General features: G+C 66.7%; 15 protein-coding genes. 13 read left to right on the forward strand and 2 right to left on the reverse strand.

The window, feature by feature from the left end:
- The first annotated feature begins 132 nt into the window (after positions 1-132).
- The 3 genes from ACWEGE_RS10210 to ACWEGE_RS10220 all read left to right on the forward strand — a co-directional run bounded on the left by ACWEGE_RS10210 (position 133) and on the right by ACWEGE_RS10220 (position 5,712).
- Positions 133-2,208, forward strand: coding sequence for a recombinase family protein (locus tag ACWEGE_RS10210; RefSeq protein WP_449660117.1), 2,076 nt, complete (start codon positions 133-135; stop codon positions 2,206-2,208).
- A gap of 306 nt (positions 2,209-2,514) precedes the next feature.
- Complete coding sequence (locus tag ACWEGE_RS10215) at positions 2,515-3,528, forward strand: hypothetical protein (protein ID WP_449660118.1); 1,014 nt, start codon at positions 2,515-2,517, stop codon at positions 3,526-3,528.
- Between the two features lie 432 nt (positions 3,529-3,960).
- Positions 3,961-5,712 (forward strand): hypothetical protein, encoded by a 1,752-nt coding sequence (locus ACWEGE_RS10220; RefSeq protein WP_449660119.1) that lies wholly within the window; start codon positions 3,961-3,963, stop codon positions 5,710-5,712.
- Between the two features lie 668 nt (positions 5,713-6,380).
- Here ACWEGE_RS10220 and ACWEGE_RS10225 read toward each other — a convergent pair.
- Together ACWEGE_RS10225 and ACWEGE_RS10230 are read right to left on the reverse strand one after the other, a co-directional pair.
- Positions 6,381-7,250: an NAD(P)-dependent oxidoreductase gene (locus ACWEGE_RS10225; protein WP_449660120.1), complete on the reverse strand. Its 870-nt coding sequence runs from the start codon at positions 7,248-7,250 to the stop codon at positions 6,381-6,383.
- Positions 7,251-7,333: 83 nt separating this feature from the next.
- Positions 7,334-8,191, reverse strand: a complete 858-nt coding sequence (locus tag ACWEGE_RS10230; RefSeq protein WP_449660121.1) for a GntR family transcriptional regulator — start codon at positions 8,189-8,191, stop codon at positions 7,334-7,336.
- A gap of 235 nt (positions 8,192-8,426) precedes the next feature.
- Here ACWEGE_RS10230 and ACWEGE_RS10235 point away from each other — a divergent pair, with 235 nt between their 5' ends.
- The 10 genes from ACWEGE_RS10235 to ACWEGE_RS10280 all read left to right on the forward strand — a co-directional run bounded on the left by ACWEGE_RS10235 (position 8,427) and on the right by ACWEGE_RS10280 (position 14,520).
- Positions 8,427-8,603, forward strand: coding sequence for a hypothetical protein (locus tag ACWEGE_RS10235; protein WP_449660122.1), 177 nt, complete (start codon positions 8,427-8,429; stop codon positions 8,601-8,603).
- Between the two features lie 39 nt (positions 8,604-8,642).
- Positions 8,643-8,936 (forward strand): hypothetical protein, encoded by a 294-nt coding sequence (locus ACWEGE_RS10240; protein ID WP_449660123.1) that lies wholly within the window; start codon positions 8,643-8,645, stop codon positions 8,934-8,936.
- 110 nt (positions 8,937-9,046) lie between these two features.
- On the forward strand, positions 9,047-9,349 hold the full coding sequence (locus ACWEGE_RS10245) for a hypothetical protein (protein WP_449660124.1): 303 nt from the start codon (positions 9,047-9,049) through the stop codon (positions 9,347-9,349).
- On the forward strand, positions 9,346-9,774 hold the full coding sequence (locus ACWEGE_RS10250) for an RRQRL motif-containing zinc-binding protein (RefSeq protein WP_449660125.1): 429 nt from the start codon (positions 9,346-9,348) through the stop codon (positions 9,772-9,774). The genes ACWEGE_RS10245 and ACWEGE_RS10250 overlap by 4 nt, the downstream gene beginning before the upstream one ends.
- Positions 9,775-9,871: 97 nt before the next feature.
- Positions 9,872-10,264 carry a hypothetical protein gene (locus tag ACWEGE_RS10255; protein ID WP_449660126.1) on the forward strand — a complete coding sequence of 131 codons (393 nt, stop codon included), beginning with the start codon at positions 9,872-9,874 and terminating at the stop codon, positions 10,262-10,264.
- Positions 10,261-10,503, forward strand: coding sequence for a hypothetical protein (locus ACWEGE_RS10260; protein ID WP_449660127.1), 243 nt, complete (start codon positions 10,261-10,263; stop codon positions 10,501-10,503). The genes ACWEGE_RS10255 and ACWEGE_RS10260 overlap by 4 nt, the downstream gene beginning before the upstream one ends.
- Positions 10,500-10,796: a hypothetical protein gene (locus tag ACWEGE_RS10265; RefSeq protein ID WP_449660128.1), complete on the forward strand. Its 297-nt coding sequence runs from the start codon at positions 10,500-10,502 to the stop codon at positions 10,794-10,796. Before ACWEGE_RS10260 ends, ACWEGE_RS10265 begins: the two co-directional genes overlap by 4 nt.
- On the forward strand, positions 10,793-11,896 hold the full coding sequence (locus ACWEGE_RS10270; RefSeq protein WP_449660129.1) for a hypothetical protein: 1,104 nt from the start codon (positions 10,793-10,795) through the stop codon (positions 11,894-11,896). Before ACWEGE_RS10265 ends, ACWEGE_RS10270 begins: the two co-directional genes overlap by 4 nt.
- Before the next feature lie 17 nt (positions 11,897-11,913).
- Positions 11,914-14,082 carry a cell division protein FtsK gene (locus ACWEGE_RS10275; protein WP_449660130.1) on the forward strand — a complete coding sequence of 723 codons (2,169 nt, stop codon included), beginning with the start codon at positions 11,914-11,916 and terminating at the stop codon, positions 14,080-14,082.
- A 267-nt stretch (positions 14,083-14,349) separates the two neighbouring features.
- Positions 14,350-14,520 carry a hypothetical protein gene (locus tag ACWEGE_RS10280; protein ID WP_449660131.1) on the forward strand — a complete coding sequence of 57 codons (171 nt, stop codon included), beginning with the start codon at positions 14,350-14,352 and terminating at the stop codon, positions 14,518-14,520.
- The last annotated feature ends 33 nt before the right edge of the window (positions 14,521-14,553 follow it).

The raw sequence follows: 14,553 nt of genomic DNA on the forward strand, positions 1-14,553 counted from the left end.
CCGGGACGACGTCACTGGACGGCTGGCTGCTGACGAGCCACCGGAACTGGTTGTTGAAATCAAGACCGTAGAAGGAAACGCGGCTCAGCGGCTGGCTGCCGAGCAAGCACGGGCGCTCTGGGAGGTGACGCAGTGGCAGGCCCGGACCAAGTCCGTGCGTGGGCCGGACAGCGCAGCGTAGGACGCGCGCGAAGCGCCTACAGCGAAGCGGCGGGCGGCGCATCGGTCGGTGTCGCGGCGCGGCCGTCGTTCCTTCGCTTCGCATGGCTCGGGCGCGTGTCCACGAAGGACATGCAGGACCCGACCCTGTCCTTGCCGCGTCAGCTGGGGAACTCGCAGCGCGCCTTGCCCGAGGACGGCTTGATCGTCGCGCACTTTTACGACGTCGAGTCCGGTCGTATGGACCTCGACGCCCGCGGGAGCGGACGCGCACATGAGCAGTTCGACATCCCGGTCCCGCGTGACGGTGGCATCCAGGACCTGCTCGCCGAGGCTCAGCGGCCGGATCGGCGGTTCGACTACGTCATCTGCGAGTCGATCGAGCGCACCGCCCGGCACATGTACTACGGCACCACCATCGAGCACCGCCTGGAACAAGCCGGCGTGCGCCTGCTTGCCTCGGACGAACCGTTCCAGCTCGGGTTGGTGGACGGACGTAAACCCAAGCGGGCCACCCAACTGCTCACGCGGCGCGTGAAGCAGACTCTGTCCGAGTTCTACGTCGTCGACATGCTGGAGAAGTCGTGGGACGGCTACGCCGTCCATACTGAGGCCGGCTACAACATCGGCAAGCCGTGCTACGGCTACCGCGCCAGGCACGTCCCGCACCCGGTCCCTGCCAAGCGGGCCAAGGGCGCTAAGAAGACGTTTCTAGAAGTCAACTCCGCGCAGGCGCCTGCGGTGCGGAAGGCATACCACTGGCGGATCACCGAACGCCTCGGCTACCAGGCGATCGCCGACCGGCTCAACCGCGACCTCGCCACCTACCCTCCGCCGGTCCCGGTCGACCCGAAGCGCGCCGTCGGCCACTGGACTTCCTCGAACGTGCGCGACGTCCTCACCAATCCGAAGTACACCGGGCACATGGTGTGGAACGTGCGCGGCCGCAAGTCCCGCGGCAATCAGTTCAATCCCGTCGAGGAGTGGATCTGGTCCGCGCAGCCGGTTCACGAACCTCTCGTCACGTTGGAGGATTGGCTGCAGGCCCAGGAAATCAGCCGACACCGCTTCGGGTCGCGCAGCACCAGCAATACCAACGTCAAGCACCCCCAGACTAAACGCAGCTACCTGTTGCGCACCTACCTGTTCTGCGGCGGCTGCGGCCGACGGATGAACGGCAAGACTCGTCGGGGGCACGCCTACTACGTGTGCGCGCCGAAGAAGGGCTACGTCCCGGAGGGGCATCCCGCCGCCGGCAGCTTCTGGATCCGCGAAGACGCGATCGTCGCCAAGCTCAACGAGTTCCTGTCGGCTCACATCTTCGGGAGCTACCGTCGCAGTCTGATGGGCGACACCGCCCGAGAACTCGGTGCCGCCGCGAAGCAGGAACGGCAACAGCGCATCGACGCCTTGCACCGCGAGATCGACGACACCACGCGCATGATCAAGAACCTCGTCCGCAGCTTGGCACTGTTCGACAGGCCGACCAAGGACCTCGTCGACGAAGTCAACGAGGAACGAGGCGGTCTTCACAAACGCAAAGTCCAGCTCGAAGCCCAGCTCGCCGAAGTCGAAGAGGAGAATCAGCAGACGGCCAACCCCGACCTGCTTGACGCCCTGCCGGTGGGAGAGGTCCGAGTGGAGGAGCTACCGGAGGATGTCGCCCGGCGGCTGTTCGAAGCCCTCCGGCTTGAACTCCGCTACAACAAGAGCACCAACCAGATCAAGTGCACGGTCACCCTGCTCGGGCCGACCGTCCCGGCAGCGCGCCAGGCTGCTCACGAAGCCGCCATCTTGCCGTTCAACCGGGACAGGCGGCTCGAACGACGCAGCCGTGAAAACAAGAAAGGGGAGGATGTCATGTCCGACATCTCTCCCGTTCCCATCCTTGCGGTGCCCTCGGCAGGATTCGAACCTGCGACACCTGCCTCCGGAGGGATGGGGCAGGACAGGCTGCGGCATCGCTCTGACCTGCGCGTTGTCACGTCCCTGCGGTGGTCGAGTCGTCGACTTGCACACGCATTGCACACCCGTGGTCAAAGAGGCTGAAGCAGCATTTAGGTGGAGAGGGCCTCCACTTTCCGCTGTTCCAGCCTCTTTTCCTGCTCTGTGACTACTGAGACAGAGAATTAGTGTGGGAGAGAAGCTGTCGCCGGAGGTGTCACTCCGCTGTCACACCTAAATGTGCAGGTCAGGCTAGGTGGAGCGACAGAGTGACAGGTGTGACAGTCTCGACACCCCGCAGGTGTCACACCGAGCCGCAACGGGCTCCTCGCGTGCCCTCGGGGACGGACGCGGCGGGGGCGAGGTGGGGTCAGATGTCACATTTCATAGCGTGTGATCGACTATGGTGCTGTGGACGAGACGCAGCCCGTGCTGACCAACTTGACCGAGCTTAAGCCGGATGAGATCTACACCCGCGCCATGGTCCAGATCCTGATGGGCGGGTCTGGCATGGGTGGCATCGTCACTGCTAACCGCTCGAACACCATCCTGATCTACTCCGACGATGAGGTCGGCAAGAGATACGGCTACCTCGACGGATGGCTCGACGAAGAAGACGCAAACGGCGCGATCTTCGAGTACACCGGCGCCGGCCGACACGGCGATCAGACCTTCGCCGGCGGGGAAGGCGCCATGAACAAAGCCGTTCTCAACCACGCTGCTACGGGCCGCGCCCTGCACCTTTTCAAAGCCGTGGGCAAGGTGCCAAACACTGTCAGGAAGATGCACCGGTACGTCGGCGAGATGGCCCTCGACGACGACCGGCCGTACTACGTCCGGCAATCCCGGGACGAGGCCGGCAACCAGCGCAAAGTCATCGTCTTCCGCATGCGGGCAGCCGACGGCCGCCCCCCTAACGCTAACGACCGGATCCCGCCAGCCCCCACAACCACCGCCGTGTTGGTCCCGGCCGACGTAACCACCAGCTCAATCGTCCCGACCGAACGCGCCAAGACGAAGTCGAGCAAACGCTCCGGCTCAGCGGTCACCACAGCTGAGCGCCGGGAAGCCGAACTCACCGACCACTACCAGGCCTTCCTCGCGAAGCGCGGTCACGCGTTCGGCCGGTTCCAGATCAACATCAAGGGCACGACGACCACGCTGCTCACCGACATCTACGATCAGACCGCGCACGTCCTCCACGAGGCCAAAGGCAGCGCTTCCCGTAAGGCTGTACGCGAAGCCATCGGCCAACTTCTGGACTACCGTCGCCACGTGACGCCATCGAACCCCACCGTCTCGATCCTGCTCCCCAGCAAGCCCCTCGACGACCTCGAAGAGCTCATCGCTAGCGCGGGCATTGCCCTGATCTACCGCGACGGCGACAACTACGTCGGCTACCCAGCAAGCTCTCCTGTGAGCTGAACCTGATCACCGCAGCTCATCGCGATGACCACCGCCTTGCAAAGGTGCGAACCAGTTTCGCCGCCGACCTGCGGAACCTGTACCGCCTGGTCAGGGGCGTTTTCAAACCGAGATTCCCCGTGGTTCCCCGCCCATCCCTCGCGCAACGGGCACGCGTGGGGCACGCGGGGGCACAAGCGGCTGAAACACGCGCTGGTGGACACATCACCGATGTTTCAGCCGCTTTCGGTCTCCCCGTGACTACAGAGACATAGAAATAGAGGGGGCAAAGTACTGTCCCCGAAGGTGTCACCCACCTGTCACACCCAAAGCCGCAGTTCAGAAGATGTTGAGTGACAGGTGTGACAGCCTCGACATGCCATAACTGTCACATTCCAGTTGAGCCGCGCTATCAGCTGTCACATTGCGTAGCGTGTCATCGACTATGGTGGTGTGGACGAGACGCAGCCCTTACCCGTGCTGACCGGCCTGACCAAGTTCGAGCGGCAGGTGGTCGACACCTCCCTTTGCGGGGAAGTCGCAAAAACCGCCACCACGATGACGGTGGAGGAGCTGGCGGTCACCGACGACCCCGACCTGCGGGTACGGGCCGATCTGCTCCGCGATCTGCTACGCGGCCTGCACGGTGACCTCGACCCCCGCGGGATCCAGATCGTGGGTGCGCGGGTCGTCGGACAACTCGACCTCGATCACGTCACCGCCGTCACCGGTCTGCGCTTGTTCCGATGCGCGTTGCCGGACGACATCGTTTGCCGCCACGCGCGCCTTCGCCACCTACAACTGACTGGCAGCCTGCTCACCGCTCTGAACGCCGAGGGCCTCCGCATCGACGGCAACCTGCACATGCAAGACGCCACCATCACCGGCACAGCAAAACACGGCGCGATTCGGCTGGACGGCGCCCACATCGGCGGCCAACTCAGCTTCGATCGAGCCACTATCACCAACACCGCCGGCCCCGCACTGAATGCCGACGGCCTCCACACCGACGGCAACCTGTACATGCGGGACGCCACCATCACCGGCACAACAGAACACGGCGCGATCCGACTGCACACTGCCCACATCGGCGGCCAACTCAGCCTCAACCGAGCCACCATCACCAATGCCACCGGTACCGCACTGAACGCCAACAGTCTCCACACCCAAAGCCACCTGTTCGCGCAAGACGCCACCATCACCGGCACAACAGAACACGGCGCGATCCGACTACACAGTGCCCACATCGGCGGCCAACTCGAACTCGTACGAGCCACTATCACCAACACCGCCGGCCCCGCACTGAATGCCGACGGCCTCCACGCCGACAGCAGCCTGTTCATGCAAATGGCCACTATCGCCGGCGCCGGAGAACTCGGCGCGATCCGACTGCACAGTGCCCACATCGGCAGCCAAACTGACTTGCAATTGTCCAGGCTGGACAACAACTCAGGTCCGCTCCTGGTGATGTCTGAGGCGCAGATCACCGGGGCTTTGCTGTTCCCGGCGAAGGTGGTGTGCCCGGACGGCCGAGAGAGGCCAAACCGCCATGGCTGCCCAGACAGCGAGCGCACCATCACAACCGACGGACTGATCTATCCCACCCTGAACGCGATCTTGTGGCGTCAATGGTTACACCTGCTGGTCCACCACACCCCCCGCTATCGGCCCCAACCCTTCCAGCAACTCGCCGCGACTGAGCGCGCCGCCGGCCACGACAACAACGCCCGCGAAGTCCTGATCACCCAACAACACGAACTTCGTCGGCGCACCCCTGAGGCTCTGGGTAATCGGCTGGCACGCGGGCGACATGCGCTGTGGGGCTGGCTCGGCCGCTATGGCTACCGAGCCCACCGCCTCGTCACCGCCCTCGCCGCCGTCCTCACCCTCGCCGCCACCCTCAGCCTGCTCGCCGGACACGTCACCACCCACCCCGGCCATCACGCCGCCGAACGCGTCCCACCCGCCACCGCCAAACCCACCGACCCCGGCACACCCTGCTCACCCGTCGAACTCATCGGCCTCGGCATCGACCGCGGACTCCCCCTCGGCGCCACCGGCATCCGCACCCACTGCGACCTCGACACCACCACCGGCTGGGGCCAAACCTTCACCGCCACCCTCTGGGTGCTCCAAGCCCTCCTCTGGGGCCTGGCCACCCTCGCCATCGCCGCTTACACGGGCCTCGTCCGCAAACCCACCTAACCACCGCCGCCTGGCTTGAACGAGATCTCAAAGCGGGAGTTCCCGATGCATGCATCGTCCGAGGACGGGCTGTAAACCAGTTGGCATTGCCTACGGGGGTTCGAATCCCTCACCCGCCACACCAGTGGAGAAGCCCCGTGACCACGGCGTATGCCGGGCACGGGGCTTCTCCGCGTGTGCAGCCGTGTGCGGCGGTATGCAGCCGTGTGCGGCCATCCGTGGGCCATCTGTGGGCAGCGCCTGAGGGGCATACCGCTTGCGCTCCGGCGCAAGGGAAAGCGGCTGGAACAGGATCGCGGTTCCGCGAGGGCCCCCTGTTTCAGCCGCTTTTCGGTGGCAGGGGAGACACAGAATTAGAGTGGGAAGATCGTGCCGACGACCGCTGTCACTCTCTTGTCACACCCAAAACCCCAGGTCAGGCGGGGTTGAGTGACGGAGTGACAGGTGTGACACCCTCGACACCCCGCAGGTGTCGCACCTCGACGGGCGAGCAGCCAGGGCACCGCCCAAAAAACATGCCCTGAGGGCCGGTGTGCGAGTCGGCTGGGTGAAGGCACCAGCGCACCCGCGTTCGGGCGCGTATGGCCGCCTCAGGGGGCAAAATTTGGGCCGTTACTGGCGCTCACTGCGCCGGTAACGGCTTGAAGGTGTTCGGTAAGCGCTTGCCGCTACGCGCGGCTTCCTGTCGCCAGAACCGCGTTCGATGGCGTCTCGCCACGGATAAACGCGCCGATCTGGTCGACCTGGACCTGGTGTACCAAGGTGTTGGTTCCCGGCACCGTCCGTGCGGCATGCGGGCTGATGATCACGTTCGTGCAGTTCCACAGTGGATGGTCATCCGGGAGAGGCTCGGGGTCTGTGACATCCAAAGCGGCACGTAGGCGTCCCGACTGCAGCTCTGCCACAAGTGCGTCCGTGACCACGATTTGCCCGCGACCGGCGTTTACGAGAAGGGCGCCATCGTCCATTGCGGCAAGGAAATCCTTATCGACAAGACCACACGTCTTGTTGTTGATAGGCGCAGTGATGATCACCAACTCATGGCCCGAGATCAGGTCTGGTATTTCGCTGGCCGCATGAACGCCCGGACGCGCGTTCGCGGCCACAAGCGTCGTTGTGACGTCGAACGGCTCCAGCCTGCGTGCAACGGCTTTGCCGATCGCCCCGGCGCCGATAATCAGGGCGCGCATTCCGAAGAGAGTGTCTGGATCGAACCTGCGGTGTGCCCAGGTGTGCGCATCCTGGAAACGCACCAAGGTTGGCCAGTGACGCAGCTGCGTCAAAATCGCTGAAAGAACCCACTCGGAGACAGGGCGCGCGTGTGCACCCCGAGCACTCGCCAATACGACATCCGATGGGACTTCGGCAATCCACTCGTCGACGCCCGCGGATGGTAGCTGGACCATCTTGAGGTTGGGAAGCTGCGAAATGAGGGGAAGTCCGCGATGTGTTCCCCGATACGGAGGAATCAGAATTTCTGCTGCGCGCAGCTCTTCAGGCAATGAATCCGAGTTCGGGTCATAGAATGAGACGTTCACGCCAGGCAGGGTCTCCAGTAACTCCCGAGATTGCCTGTCGTCCTGTTCGTTGCTTATTAGAATGCGCATCGCAGATCCCCCTGTCACTTGCTGCTTTCGGCTTCGGTAATGCGGGTAAGCAGACTCCTTGCTTGCTCGGTCAGTAGGCCACCGCTTGCGGAGTTGTCGACAACGACGTGAGGGGCGCTAGGTCGGAAATTGACATCCACATTTTGCATGTACTCGTTCCAGTTGGCCAGCTTTACGCTGTCGCGCGCCGCGTCTCGATGGCGCACGTACGAGTGCATGGTGTCCGCATCGCAGTACACCCACACGACGGTGAGATTGGCGCCCAGGTTCCTGCAGGTCGCCTGAATCTTGGTGAGCCATGCCTCATCGGAGAACTCGCGTATGAACGGCGCGGTCACAACCGTACTGTTCCCGCATTGCACGTTTTCGGACATTGCCTCTAGTAGTGAGGCGTATTCGCCAGGGCGAATCTTTTTCATGTAGACGTCTGATTCGCGGTCGTTTCGCGAAATTCCCTGTAGCTCAAGGGCGGCTTCGACGACGTACCGCGTCAACGTGTCCTTGTCGAGCATCGGCCATCCGGTTTCGCGGGCGATGATCCGGCCTAGCTCGGTCTTTCCGCTGCCGGCGTATCCCCCGATCATGATCACTTGGGGGGTAGTCGAACGCAGCTGGTGGTGCGCTTCCTGGTCGGGGGCGTTCACGGTCCGCGCTGCTCGCGGCTTGCTGGTCACGAGTCCCTCCTTGATCAGCAAGTCCATCGCTTCGTTGATCGTGAAGACGCTGACGTCCCACTCCTTCGCTAGGTCGCGCGACGACGGCAGGCGCTGCCCGTGGCGTAGGCGCCCCGCTGCGATGTCGTTGCGAATGTGCCTGGCCACCTGCTGGTGCAGCGGTTCTTGCCGGGCCACACCCGAGCGCGGACGACTCATCGGTACTCCTAGCCGGGCCATGCGGCCCGATCGGGTCATCTGATCGGCACCATACCAGATGCCTATCAGATGGCGATCATCTGACTGGTCTGTTTACGCAGGTCAGGGGGGAGTTTTGAAGAACTTGATGCCTAACAGTTGACCAGTATTCCATTCAACTGTTAGCTTCTTGGTGGTCGGGGTCACACCGACCGGGCGAGGCGATCGCCCGCCGATCGAACAGGGAGAAGACCTCATGGCGAAGCAACAGGGATTCCCGGTCTTGAAGACCGGTTCGGGGTTCGGCCGGAAGCTCTTTGGCCTGGTCGTGGCGGTCGTGGTGCTGGTGTTCGTCGTGTCGTCGCCGGTGGAAACGGCCGCGCTTGTTCGGCACATCGTGCAGAGCCTCGTGACCTTCTTTCGCTCGTTCTGAGCGCACCTGACCAGCAACTTTCTCTGAAGGGACTTCGCAATGGACACCAACATCTACCGCCGCCGTATCGACGCCACCGTGTCGACCGCCGATGAGTTCGCCGGCGAGGCGGTCTACCCGGACGGGCTGACCGAAGCAGCGATCGATGCGATGTTGCAGGACGTCTACGGCGAGCTGGCCGCGGACGAGAGCGCCGCGAAGGCGGCCTACCGCTTCGACTTCAACGACCAGCGTCGGGTGAGCCGGGCGCGTCGCCGTGCCGGTCGCGAGGCCCTGCGGGCGCTGCCGGCTCGGGTGCCGGCGACCTGGGCATCCGACGGCGAGGCCGCGTGATGGCGGCCCGTGTGTTCTTCAGCCCCGACGCGGCGGCCCCTTCCGGCAAGAACGTGCCGACCGCGCCGGGTTCCACCGAGCAGTCGCGAAACCGTACGGAGGAAACCCAGATGGTAGACACCACCGCCCCGGTGCGCGAGATCGCCGCCGTGGCCTACACCCCGGCCGAGCTGAACCGCCTGATCTCCCGCGAGATCGCCGGCCGCCTGCGCGAGGTCGCCGACACGCTGACCACCAACGCCGACATCGTGGGCGACCTGTTCACCCGGCTGGTCTTGGCCGGGACCTACGTCGGCGCGTTCGCGGTGCGGGCGCAGACGTACCGGGACGTGGCCTCTCAGCTGCGCGCGGTCGCGGCGTTCGAGCTGGAGACGGCCGGGATCGCCTGCTCGTGGTGCGGAGAGGCGCTGTGAACCCGCGCAACCGCCGGCAGGCGGTGACCACGGTGTTCGACGGCCGCACCCACCACGTGGCGCTGTGCCGCGGCGAGCGGGACGGGCTGCCGGTGTTCGGGTGGGGCGAGGCCCCCTCGACGCTGCTCACTCGCTCGCAGCTGAGGGAGGCCGGGTTGCGGCCCAACGGGCAGGACCCGTTGGCGCTGCTGGTGTTCCGCCACCACCGCCCCTACGCCCGGGAGACCGTGGCGGAGCTGTTCTCCGTGGAGCGGGCCGCGGCCAAGCGCGACGCCGTGCCGGGGCAGCTGGACCACGCGATGGAGGCCCGCCGCACCTGCGTCGACTGCGGCGAGATCCAGGAGTACTGCGTGCCGACCAGCACCCGTCAGTGCTGGGGCTGCTTCGAGGGTGAGCAGGCTGACCGGGTGGAGGTGGCCGCGTGAGCCAGAACGATTCCGGCGCCTGGCACGCGGAGCTGCAGCGCCAACAGGAAGCCATCGACAAGGCGCGCCGTGAGGTCGCGGCCAAGGAGGGGAACCGATGACCAGCTACCTCAAGCTCGACACCTACGTGTTCGACGGCTCCGGCCTTGCCGCGGTGAACTGCGACCTCGACGTCAATGGCACCCGGGTGTCGATTACGCGGCCGTTTGTCCAGATCGGCCCGAACCTTGCGGTTATCCCGGGCCTGTCCGCTGATGGCAACGGCATCCGCATTCGCCTGGACGTGTGGACCGCGATGAACTTCGGCCACAGCGGGCCGGTCACCGTCCTGCCGCTGAGTACCCCCAGCCAGGCCGTCGCTGTTGCCTCGGCCCGCGCGTTCGAGGCAGACCCGGCGATCACCTGGTCCGCGCCGTTCGAGCAGCTCACGGCGTGGTGTGAGCGGTGGGCCGCCGACTTCAACGCGGCGAAGGGGCGTGAGCGCACGTGAACACGTTCGAGGTATTGCAGCAGCGTGGAACCCTCGCGCTGATCCGGTTCGTCGGGACGGTGTTGTTGTTCCTGGTCTTGCACCTGCTGCGGATCCCGCTGGTCGTCGGCGAACGCGTGCTGGCCGGGGTGCTGGTCCGGCTGGACCAGGCCGCGACCCGGCAGGCGTCGCGCCCGCCGCGGCGAGTGAACCAGTTCTTCCCCCTCGACTTCCCCGCTGGGCAGGAGGTGCCCCGATGAACCCGCAGCGTGAGCAGCGGACCCGGCTGGAGCTGGCGATGGAGTGGGTGGTGTGGCACTTCGGTGAGCTGGCCGGCGTCCTCGGGCCGCTGGTCCTGGCGTGGATGTTCACCCCCTGGTTCGCCCTGGTATCCGCGGTCGTGGCGGCCAGGTGGGCGGTGCACGAGGTGCGCGACCACCGCGAACAGGCCCAGCTGCGCGCCGGCACCACCGACCGCAAGCAGCTGCCGGCGACCCCGGCCGCGACCGACGACGAGACGACCGACCACCAGGGCCGGGAGGTGACCCGATGAGCACGTGGGCCGAAGAGCGCCGCGCCAACCACGCGGCTACCGCGGAGCAGCGCCGCCAGGACGCCGCCGCCGCGTTGGACCGCAAGCTGCGGGCGCGGAGCGCCGTGGCCGAGCAGCGCCGCGCTGACACCGCGGCCGCCGCCAAGCTGGCCGAGCAGCAGCGCAAGGCCCGCCAGGCGCGCCGGGCCGCCACCCTCGCCCGGGTCGCCGGGTGGTTGTCGGCGAACCGGGTCCGGCTGCCGATCTACCTGCTCGCGCTCGTGTCGGCGGGCATGGCCGTCCCCGCCATGGCCGGCTACGGCGTGGGTGTCTACGGGGACGCGACCGGCGCGGCGCTGCCGGCACTGTCGGAGCTGGGGATGTGGGCGTTCGCCTTCGCGGTGGAGGTGTCCCGGCACCGCCACCCGCAGCGGCCGGTGTGGGCGCTGCAGCTCGGGGTGTGGGTGTTCGCCGCGGTGGGGTTCGCGCTGAACGTGCTGCACGGCCTCGGGCGTGGGTGGGACGCGGCGGTGGTGATGGGCATCGTGTCCGTCGCCGGCGTCATCGCCCACCAGCTCGCCGTGGCGTCCCCGCCGCGGTCGGCGGCGGAGCGGGCCGCGGCCCGGATCGAGCGCACGACGCTGCGCAAGGTCGCCCGGGTGCAGCGGGCCGCCGTCCGCACCGCGGTCGCGGAACTGGCCGCCGACGGCACCGCCCGGCTGGTGTTCACCCCGGGCCGCTACACCCTCGACGGGCGCCGGCTGGCCGCGGTGGTGGAGCCGGACCGGCACGCCGGGGACATCCTGGCCGATGAGGTGGCCGCCTACCTGACCACCCACGCCGGCACCGCCCCGACCGACGGCGACGGGCCGATCGTCGACGCGCCGGTGTTGACCCTCGACCACCCCGCCGACCAGCGGAAGTCGACCCCGACCCGGGGCACGATCCCCGCGCCGAAGACGCGCACGCTCGACCAGTTGCGCGCCGAGTTCGCGGCGGCGATCGCCGACCCCGACGTGCCGATCGACCCGACGTCGGCGGAGTCGATCCGCAAGACGCTGCGCTGCGCGATCAAGTCCGCGCGTCAGCTGCGCAACGAGCACAAGAACCCGAACCAGTGACCCGGGAGGACACCACCATGAGCACCGACACCACCCCGGACACCGGGGAGCTGGCCACCGTCCACCACCTGCCCATCCCGGAGCAGGGGGAGGCGATCGAGCCGGACGAGATCCTGACCGCGGAGGAGTACGCGGCGCGCACGTCGCAGAAGGCCCGCGCTCTGGCCCGCTATGAGGGCTACCGGCGGGATGTCGTGCTGGCCGCCACCGTCGCGAAGAAGGCCGCGACGCACGAGACCACCAAGACGGTGCTCAACCACGGCCTGACGGTGATTCAGGGCCTGGACTCGTGGCGCGGCCGGATGTGGGACGCGAGCACGATGGGCGTCTACCGGCGCCAGATCAAGGCCGCCGAAGCGATGGGCGATCAGGCTTTGGTCGCGGAATGGCTGGAGCGCAAGGCCCGGGTGCAGGACGCCCGGCACCGCCGGCTGATGGACCTGCCGAAACTGCTGGTCGGCCTGGTCAAAGCCGGCGTGATCGGGCTGGCGGCGCTGGTGGTGATCGTGCTGCTGATCGGGCTGTTGGTGCAGCTGTCCGGCGCCGGCGAGTTCACCCGCGTGGTGGGCGGGGTGATGGACGCCCTGCGGTTCGTCTTCACCGCCATCGCGTGGGCGTGGACGCCGTTGGCGCTGGTCGCGCCCTACGTGGTCAGCGTGGGTGTGGTGCTCGCGGCGTGGCGTGAGGGCCGGCAGCGGGGCAAGGTCCCCGGTTGGCTCGCCACGTCCACGCAGGACTCCGACGTGGCGATCGACGAGACGACGATCGCGCAAGCCCTTGCCGCACTGCGGATTCCGCAGATCACCAACTACCTGAAGGAAGGTCTGCCGATGCAGTACCTGACCCCGGCGCGCCGGGACGGCCGCGGCACCCACGCCGTAGTGCGCCTGCCCGCGGGGGTCACCGCCGAGAAGGTCGCCCGCCGCCGCGCGGACCTGGCCACCGGCCTGCACCGGCTGTCCAAAGAGGTGTGGCCGACCACCGGCAGCGAAGCCGGGATCCTGGACCTGTGGGTGGCCGACAAGGGCGCCCTGTCCGAAGGCGCCGGGGACTACCCGCTGTTGGAAGACGGCGCGGTGGACGTGTTCAAGGGTGTCCCGTTCGGACGGACGCTGCGCGGGGAGCCGATGATGGCGCCGCTGCTGGAGCGCAACACCATCTGCGGGGGCATGCCCGGTCAGGGCAAGTCCTCCGCGGCCCGGGTCATCATGGCCGGCGCTGCCCTGGATCCCACGGCTGAGCTGCGGATTTGGGTCCCGGATGCGAACTTCGATTTCGAGGTGTTCGCGCCGCGCTGCTCCCGCTACGTGATGGGCGCCGAAGACGAGAAGATCGCGCAGATTCTCGCGGACCTGCGGGAGCTGCACGCGGAGGTGCAGCGCCGCGGTGACCTGCTGGTCAAGCACGAAATCCCAGCAGTCACGCGGGAACTGGCGTCGAAGAACGTCGGGTTGCACCCGATCTTCGGCCTGCTGGAGGAAGCGCACGTGGCGATCCAGCACAAGAAGTACGGCGAGGACATCGGTCAACTGCTGGTGGACATCGTCCGCCTGGGACGCAAGCGCGCCATCCACCTGATCGTCTCCACCCAGGCCCCGACCAAGGACTCCATGCCCCGGGACGTGACCCGCAACTGCTCCAACGGGATCGCGTTCGCCGTCGGGGACCACGTCGCCAATGACGCGTTGCTCGGGCAGGGTGCTTACTCCGCCGGGCACCGCGCCACGGAGCTGATTCCCGGCACCGACAAGGGAACCGCGGTGGTCAAGGGCTTCTCCGGGGAACGCTCGGAGATCGTGCAGGTCTACTTCCTCGACGTCTCCAAGGACCACGACCAGGTCACCCCGATCATCGAACGCGGCCTCGCCGCGATCGCCAAGCGTGGTCGCGTCCCCTGGACCACCAGGGACAACAACGGATCGGAGGCGCCGGCGGCGCCGCGGAACCTGCTCGAAGACCTCTGCGAGGTCCTCGGCGATGAGCCGGTGCCGGCCGCGAAAGCCGCGCCGCTGCTGATCGCGCTCGCGACCGACTACAGCGGACTGACCGGTAAGCAGCTGTGCGCCGACCTCGCCGCCATCGGGGTCAAGGTCCCCAGCTCACAGAACCGCTACCCGGTCGACCCGGTCACGATCCGTGAAGCTCTGGCCGGGCAGGCCACCGCCGACCTCGACGACGACAACTAGCCCGGTTAGCCGCTCGCCGACTCCCACGCACCACCGAATCCGACCGGAAACCCGGCGCCGACCGACCGGCTAACCGACCTAACCTGGCTCACTTTCCGCAGGCCAGGCGCCACGCGGCCCAGCTAACCCGCCGGGTTAGAAACCTAACCCGAAATTCGCGACCTAACCCGCCGACTTCACCGCCACGCGACACCGCCCCAGGGTGCTCGCGCCGGCACCTCCTACCCAAAAACAGGCACACACCGTCACCGACCGAAAGGCATCGAGATGGCGACGCAGTACGCGCACATCGGCAAAAAGTCCTGGTGGTCCGGCAACGTCAAGACCCTCTGCGGCCTGATCATCCCGCCCGGCGAGGCCAAATCCCCGTGGTTCCCGATCTTCATCAAGACCTGCCCCGGCTGCGCCGCCGTGCAGGCCGCCCAGGAAGCCAAGTAACCGCGCTGGTCGGCACGGGGACACGACACCGCC

It is taken from the genome of Amycolatopsis sp. NPDC004747 (assembly GCF_053601335.1).

Bases quoted from the DNA above. Each gene is read 5' to 3' on its own strand.
- ACWEGE_RS10275 (WP_449660130.1), top strand. From the start codon at position 11,914: ATGAGCACCGACACCACCCCGGACACCGGGGAGCTGGCCACCGTCCAC.
- ACWEGE_RS10230 (WP_449660121.1), bottom strand. From the start codon at position 8,191: ATGAGTCGTCCGCGCTCGGGTGTGGCCCGGCAAGAACCGCTGCACCAG.
- ACWEGE_RS10240 (WP_449660123.1), top strand. From the start codon at position 8,643: ATGGACACCAACATCTACCGCCGCCGTATCGACGCCACCGTGTCGACC.
- ACWEGE_RS10280 (WP_449660131.1), top strand. From the start codon at position 14,350: ATGGCGACGCAGTACGCGCACATCGGCAAAAAGTCCTGGTGGTCCGGC.
- ACWEGE_RS10245 (WP_449660124.1), top strand. From the start codon at position 9,047: ATGGTAGACACCACCGCCCCGGTGCGCGAGATCGCCGCCGTGGCCTAC.
- ACWEGE_RS10265 (WP_449660128.1), top strand. From the start codon at position 10,500: ATGAACCCGCAGCGTGAGCAGCGGACCCGGCTGGAGCTGGCGATGGAG.
- ACWEGE_RS10235 (WP_449660122.1), top strand. From the start codon at position 8,427: ATGGCGAAGCAACAGGGATTCCCGGTCTTGAAGACCGGTTCGGGGTTC.
- ACWEGE_RS10270 (WP_449660129.1), top strand. From the start codon at position 10,793: ATGAGCACGTGGGCCGAAGAGCGCCGCGCCAACCACGCGGCTACCGCG.
- ACWEGE_RS10255 (WP_449660126.1), top strand. From the start codon at position 9,872: ATGACCAGCTACCTCAAGCTCGACACCTACGTGTTCGACGGCTCCGGC.